This is a genomic window from Draconibacterium sp. (genome assembly GCF_041583095.1).
Classification (GTDB): Bacteria; Bacteroidota; Bacteroidia; order Bacteroidales; family Prolixibacteraceae; genus Draconibacterium.
Window position 1 is genome coordinate 1 of record NZ_JBFHGM010000246.1, and the last position, 7563, is coordinate 7563.

Here is a 7563-nt window from a genome sequence, read left to right on the forward strand (position 1 = left end):
ATCAAAAACATTGAAAAAAGTACTGTCGCATTCAAAAGCCTGCGCCACTTTGTAGTACCGCTGATCGTATTTCATTAAACCGCCACGCACCGGACGCAAACGGACAAATTCTTCCAACTCCGGAAGCGCATCACTCATTTCATGAATATACCCGGGATTGATTATACGGGCAAAGTGTTTCCCGCTGAAAAAATCGGGATCTGTTATCGTATAACGATAGGTGCGAGTCGATTTCTGATGATACGAATCATAGGTCAGCTCATTTTTCAGAAACAGTGCGATAAATATTATCCCGGTTAAAGCCAGACCAAGTCCGATTATTTTAACCAGGTTTAAAAAGGGATGCTTTTGCAGGTTTCTTAATACAACTTTCAGTACCATTTGTGTTTTATTAAGATGTCATTTTTAGTGAGGTATGAACGAGAGATCTGCAAAGTAACAGATTTCTTGTTACAGATTTCTCACTACGTTCGAAATGACAGATATTTGAAACTTGATTTCGTTATTTCTCATTAATCTTCTTTCAAATAACCATCTTTTAAACGTACAATACGGTTTCCGTATTTTGCATTTTCTTCAGAGTGCGTAACCTGGATTATGGTCATTCCCTCATCGTTCAGTTTTTTCAGCAATTCCATTATCATTTGACCCTGCTCGCTGTGCAGGTTTCCGGTGGGTTCGTCGGCCAGCAGAAGTTTCGGGCTGCCAACGATGGCTCGTGCAATAGCGACCAGTTGTTGCTGACCACCCGACAACTGACTTGGAAACAGATCCTTTTTGGCTACAATACTAAACCTGTCGAGCATGTCGGCAACCATTGCCTTACGTTCTTTTCCTTTCACGCCGCGATATACCAGAGGCGTTTCAATGTTTTCGTATACATTCATTTCCTCAATAAGGTGAAAAGCCTGAAAGATAAACCCAATATGACTGCGATGATATTGTACTTTTTGCTTTTCCTTTAACTTATTGGCCGGCTGATCGAGGAATAAATACTCGCCTTCGTTGGGTTCATCCAGAAAACCAATAATATTCAGTAAGGTTGATTTACCGGCACCACTGGGCCCCATTATAGAAACAAATTCACCTTGATTAATATCAAGGTTTACTCCTTTTAATACAAAAGTTCGCTGAAACTTTGCGTCGTAGTACTTGTCAATGTTTTTTAGTTGTATCATAAAAATTGCTTATTAATTGTCTGAATCCTGATAATCAGGATTTAAAGATTTTCAGGATTAATGTTTTTTATACAGTCGTTTGGTTTGCAGGCTGGTAGAACCAAAATTCATGAGCAAACCAGTTTCTAAATCGTATGCTGTTAAGTAATTTAAACCTTGAGCGAGATGCACATCATCAAGACTAATTATTGCTTTTAATTCAACCATAACTTTCTCTTCAATTATAAAATCTGCTCTACGCTTACCAACTTCGTACTCTTCGTAATAAATGGGCATTTCTTGTTCACGCTGATACGCGATTCCTGCATTGTCTAATTCAATAGCCAGGCATCTTTGATAAATTACCTCTTGGAATCCATTCCCCAGAGTGTTGTGCACCTTCATTGCACAACCAATAATTTTGTATGTCAGCTCATCATCTATCATCTCTTTTTCAAATCGTGTTTATCCTTAAATCCTGCACATCCTGATTCCGACACTTTTACTCATACTTCAAACTTTCCACCGCACTTGAATGGGCTGTTTTTAGTGTTTGATAGCTAACGATTAACGATGCGATTGACACCAGTACCATAATAGGTAAAGCAAAAAACCACCAATTCATTTCTGTCCTGAATGCATACGATTTCAGCCACTCATTCATTATAAAAAAGGCTAACGGAATACCTAAAATTGCCGAATACAATGTTAGATAGATAAACTCGCTGGAAAGGTTATAAAACAAACTCGGCGTTGAGGCTCCCAAAGCTTTTCGGACACCCATTTCCTTTTTGCGAATTAATCCGGCAAACAGGGCCAGTGCCCATAATCCCAAACAAGCGATAAAAATGGCCATCAGTGCAAACAGCCCAAAAATGGTAGCAAACTTCCGATCAAGTGAATACTGAGCTTTATAAAACTGATCGGAAAAGAAATAATCAAAAGTTGATTCGGGGAAAAACTGATTCCAGATTTCGTTTACTTTTCCCGAAGCAGAAGCAACATCAACTCCAGCAATTTTTACGGATAAATATTTAGGTGGCAACCATCCGATGCTGTTGTACATGATCATCATTATCGGCGTATAAGCTTTATTCAGAGATTGTTGATGGTAATTCTCAACCACACCAATTACCTGGTAAGGTTCTGCCACTGTCTCAATTAAAACCTTCTGATCAATGGCATCGGCATTGCTTGCAAAACCCAGCTGTTTCACCGTTTCTTCGTTCAGAATAACCTTTTTTATGTCGTTGGTAAATGTTTTGTCAAAACCTCTTCCTTCCAGAATATTCATTCCGTATGTATCCATAAAGTCGTAATCAACCGTTTGCATTTCGTACAATCGGTTTTGTTTGGCGGCATCTTCATACAAACGATTCGATGCAAAAAAGGCCACTTCCATTCCCGGTACCGCGTTTGAAATCGTCACATTTTTTACATCAGGCAACTCTTTTAACTGGCGTTTAAAACTCATCACTTTCTCCATTAAATTAGGAGTTTGTGCCGGGAATTTAACCACTAAAGTTTTGTCGATGTTTATACCAAGCGGCTGATTCTGCATGTATTTTAGCTGCGCATAAACGACCAGGGTTCCGCAAATTAAAACCAGTGACGCCACAAACTGAAAAACCACCAAACCTTTTCGTACCATGCCTGCACGTTGTGAGTTCAGGTATTTTCCTTTTAATATAATTGCAGGTTTTACATTCGAAAGCACCAGCGATGGATACACCCCTGAAAGAACGATACCCGTTAAAAGAAACAATGTGATTAACACCCAAAAACGCGGCATGTACAAAATTGAAAAGCCAATGTTTTTGCCGATAAATGAATTAAATGACGGAATGAGCATCAGGAACAATCCGATTGAAACAGCCAGGGCAATAACATTTACCAGTGTTGATTCGATTAAAAACTGGATGATCAGTTGCTTTTTCTGTGCCCCCGACACCTTCCTCACCCCCACTTCGCGGGCACGCTCCAACGAGCGCGATGTGGTAAGATTGATGTAATTTATCCAGGCGATGAGAAGAATTGCCAGCGCAATCAGGACCAGGGCTTTTACGGCCTTTGCATTTCCTTTGGCCTCGCGTTCGTACTGTTTTTGCGGTGTCAGATGGATCTCAGCCAACGGTTGTAATTCAATGGCCCAGGTTTTATTTTTTAACGCATCTTCGGTTTTGAACTTTTCTGCCATTTCCGGAAAAGCTTTTTCAATGCTTGCGGGCGAAATACCGGGTTCCAGCTGCACATACGAGTAGGTTTCGTGCAGGTACCAGAAATTCTTAATCCAGTCGGGTTGTGTATCCCACGACACAAAATAATCGAAATTAAAATGGCTGTTGCCCGGGATATCTTCCAGTACACCGCTTACTTCACATTCATAAGCCTGGTTCAGTGTTCTGAATTTTAAAATTTTACCCAGCGGATTTTCATTCTTGAAAAACTTATGGGCTGCCAGTTGCGAAATAACTACCTTATTCGGACTGCTTAATGCTGTTGACGCATCGCCATCAATCAACGAAAACGAGAAAATGGAAAAGAAAGAAGGCTCGGTAACAACAACGGTATTCTCGCGCGATTTCTCCTCTTCGTAACTTACCATTTGTTCGGTGCTGTTAATGGCAATTCGCACATAATCCTGTATGCCGGGAATGTTTTCTTTCATGGCACTGGCATAACCAAACGATGCCGTTGCCCAGTCGTCGGTGAGTGTTTCGCCTTCGTAAAATTTACTTTCCACACGATAGATGCGATCCGCATTTTCATGCATCGAGTCGTAACTGCGCTCGAAACTCACATAGTTAAAAATGAGCAGGGCCACTACCATGCCAATTACCAAACCGGTGATATTTATAAAAGTGAAAAGACTGTTTTTCAACAAGCTACGAAGTGCTACTTTCAGGTAATTTCTAAACATATTTTAATAAACCTTTATTATTCATATCTCAAACTATCAACCGGATTTCGTGTCGCAGCACGCCAGCTGTGCCAGCTAACGGTGAGCAATGCAATTCCCAATGCCATTATTCCGGCCAGTGCAAAAATCCACCAGCTCACATTGGTTTTGTAAGCAAAATTCTCGAGCCACTTACTCATAGCAAAAAAAGAAAGCGGAGTAGCAATAACAAATGCAATTAACACCCATTTTACAAAACTCTGATTCAACAACCCCAGTATTTCTGAGACGGTTGCACCATTTACTTTTCGGATACCGATTTCTTTGGTTCGTTGTTGCGAAATAAACAAGGCCAACGCACTGATTCCAATAACACTAATAAGTATTCCGATGGTTGAAAAAGCAAAAAGGATTCGACTTAAAATGGTTTCTGCCTTATATTGTTGAGCAATTTTTTCATCGATAAAAAAGTAGTCGGGTTCCTGGTTGGGGTAATATTCATTCCATGTATTTTTTATGGCTTCCATACCGGCATGCAGGTTGTTAATCCGCACATGGGTAAAACGTGCTCTTGACCCGCCTTCATCCAGCCAAAACGCAAAGTCGCCAATACTTTCGTGTGCCGAGCTGTAATTAAAATCTTCAGCAACCCCGACAAAATTAATGCGTGTTTCTCCCGGTCCTAAGGGTTGTGCATTTGAATAAGCTATAAGATTATCCATACTTCCGTGTTTCTCCATCAATCGTTGGTACAAATGATTGTTTATCACCATTCCCCGCACGGTATCGGCATCCGGTTTTATCCAGTTATGTATAAGCTTAATATTCATGGTTTTGAGGTAGTCGTAGTTGGCAAAAACAAATTCAGCAGTACCCTCAATTCCAAGTCCTTCCAAATTCATTCCCTGTGCCGGATAACCAAAATGTTGTGCCGTCATTCCTACTGAAACTACCTGGCTTTGTTTTTCCAGTTCGCGGGCAAAAACAGCGGGATTCTTCGAAAAATCCTTCAGGTAGAGCACAACCACATTTTCCTTATCGAAACCCAATGGTTTATTTAAAACAAAACTGATCTGCTTATTTACCAACAAGGTTCCTGAAACAAGAATAATCACAATCGTCACCTGCACAACCAGCAAAGATTTCAGCACATAACTGCCCGAAAAGTTGTTACGCCCCGCCAAAATATCGATGGCTGAACTGTGCGCCAGTAAAAATACCGCCACAAAAAAGGCAGTGATCAGTAGACAAGTGATTAAAACTCCAATAATGGTAAGATATACTACCGGCTCTGAAAAATAAATAGCGAATTCAATCTCGAACAAACGGTTAATGATTGGCTTTAAACTTTCAATTGCCAGTAATGAAATGCCAATGGCCATCGTACAAACCAAAAACACTTCCATTAAAACTTGCCTAACCAACTGAAGTTTCGTGGCTCCTATCGATTTTTTCAGGCCCAGCTCTTTTGATCGTTTAATCAACTTAGCAATTGAAAGGTTGGTGAAATTCAACAACGAGATCGTTAGAATGACAAACGAAATAAGAATAAACAAACCAATATTTATTTTGCTTGAACTTTCGCGCAGCTCAAAACGATAATCCGAATTTAAGTGAATATTATCCATCGGGAACAGCGAAAAATCGTATTCCTGGGGGCCACGTGTTGTTTTCAGACTGCTGTTATCGTAATAAGCAGCTACCTTCTCAGCTACGAGCTTTGGATCTACGTCTTTCTGAAGTTTGAAATAGTTATATGTCCACTGTATCTTTCGGTCGGGCAACGAAGCAAAACGTTCCTGCAGTCCTCCTTTTTGAGAGATCAGTAATTCGTACCTGAAATGAGTTTTTGGATGTGTATTTTTTACCACTCCCCGAATTTCATAATCGCCCAGATCCCTTGTATATTGTAATGCTTCAATTTTTATAGTTTGCCCAACAGGATTCAGGTTGCCGTAATATTTCCGGGCAAAATCTTCGGTAACAAAAACGGTATTGGGTTTCGAAATTTCTGACAAGTCACCAACCACAGGCACTACCTCAAATAGCTCCATAAATGCCTTGTCAACCGACATAATATCCTTTTGCGCAATTGAGGTTTCGCCCATTTTAATGATCCCCTCTTCGCAATGCGAAAACTGCGTGGCTAACTCAACTTCCGGAATTGCTTCAGAAGCGGCATAAACAATTCCCATACTACGCGCCCAAGCCGCATTATCGAGCCCGCCGGGAACCGAGGTTGCACGGTAAATATTCTGGTGCCCGGTAAAATGTCTATCAAAGCTTTTTTCGTTTGATACGTGAATAAACAAAACCAGGAAAGACGAAATACCAATCACCAATCCAAAAATGTTGATCAGCGAAAAAGCCTTGTCTTTAAAAAGGCGTCGTAGCGTAATTTTCAGATTGTACATTTATTGGTATTTAAGATCCGGTATTTGCCGGTAGTTTTGTTCGTCAGTTTATTAACCAACTCTTGTGCCTTAAATACTAACGACTGAATTCTAACCACTTACCAAACATACGATTTTTATTGTGTAAATTTTTTTGACAAAAACTGTATAATTACTTGTCACAAACATCAGAACGCTGATTACACAGATTTTACAGATTTGCGCTGTTGCAGATCACGGTCTTATGCGTTTTGTGCGAATTCTTTCAGATAAGATCTCCTGGATAACAAAAAACAATGAGGACTTCACTTAAAGTGAAATCCTCACTATTACTTTTAATTTTTACAGAAGGAAACGAGATCTAATCCTCGTAACTGATGTTCACGTTACCTCCTGAAGCGTGAGCATAAACCGGTATTCCACCACCGTTCATCTTACCTTTTACACGGTCCTTTTCGGAAGTACCGTTAAAGTTATGGAGCTCGATATTCACTCTGCCTGAACGCAAATCAAGATCGAGGCCCATTTTCTCGCCACCATGAATAACCGCAGAAACACCACCGCCGCTGGATTGCAGGTATAACTCATCGCTTAGATTGCTAATATTGACCTTAACAGATCCGCCACTCGATTTAGCCTTAACCATCCCTGCTTCACCCTGCACATACACACCGCCACCACTGCTACTGGCATCCACGTCGCCGTTAATCTCTTCGAGTTTTACACTGCCACCAGAACTGCGTGCATAGACACTTCCTTTTGCTTTTTCAAGCGTTACGCCACCGCCACTCGAACTCAGTTTAATATCTCCCTTATGTTTGTATACGTGAACACCGCCGCCCGATGAGCTGGCTTTTGTGCTACCGCTTGTATCTTCCAGTTTTACGCCACCGCCGCTACTTGAGAAATCATGTGTTCCTTTTACGCCCGAAATTTTCAGGCCACCGCCGCTTGATGATACATCGCACGACATTTCTTCGGGAACGATAATGGTTAGCGAAATACCCACATTGTTTCTCCAGAAATTCATCTGCCCCTTGCGTTTCACAATTGCAGTAATTGTAGATCCGCTCTTTGAGAAATCGATATCGAAATCGTCTAAAACCTCATCCAA

General features: G+C 40.8%; 6 protein-coding genes. All 6 read right to left on the reverse strand.

Going from position 1 to position 7563, the window contains the following annotated elements; all coding sequences use genetic code 11:
* Positions 1-381 (reverse strand): hypothetical protein (locus tag ABZB17_RS17900; protein ID WP_372652161.1); only part of this gene is annotated, 381 nt, incomplete at its 3' end.
* Between the two features lie 131 nt (positions 382-512).
* Positions 513-1178, reverse strand: coding sequence for an ABC transporter ATP-binding protein (locus ABZB17_RS17905; protein WP_372652163.1), 666 nt, complete (start codon positions 1176-1178; stop codon positions 513-515).
* Between the two features lie 57 nt (positions 1179-1235).
* The gene (locus ABZB17_RS17910) at positions 1236-1604 is read right to left on the reverse strand and encodes a GxxExxY protein (protein WP_372652165.1); all 369 of its coding nucleotides are present in this window, start codon (positions 1602-1604) and stop codon (positions 1236-1238) included.
* A gap of 55 nt (positions 1605-1659) precedes the next feature.
* Positions 1660-4077, reverse strand: coding sequence for an ABC transporter permease (locus tag ABZB17_RS17915; RefSeq protein WP_372652167.1), 2418 nt, complete (start codon positions 4075-4077; stop codon positions 1660-1662).
* A 17-nt stretch (positions 4078-4094) separates the two neighbouring features.
* Positions 4095-6470, reverse strand: coding sequence for an ABC transporter permease (locus ABZB17_RS17920; RefSeq protein WP_372652169.1), 2376 nt, complete (start codon positions 6468-6470; stop codon positions 4095-4097).
* A 340-nt stretch (positions 6471-6810) separates the two neighbouring features.
* On the reverse strand, positions 6811-7563 hold a 753-nt coding region (locus tag ABZB17_RS17925), incomplete at its 5' end, for a DUF4097 family beta strand repeat-containing protein (RefSeq protein WP_372652171.1).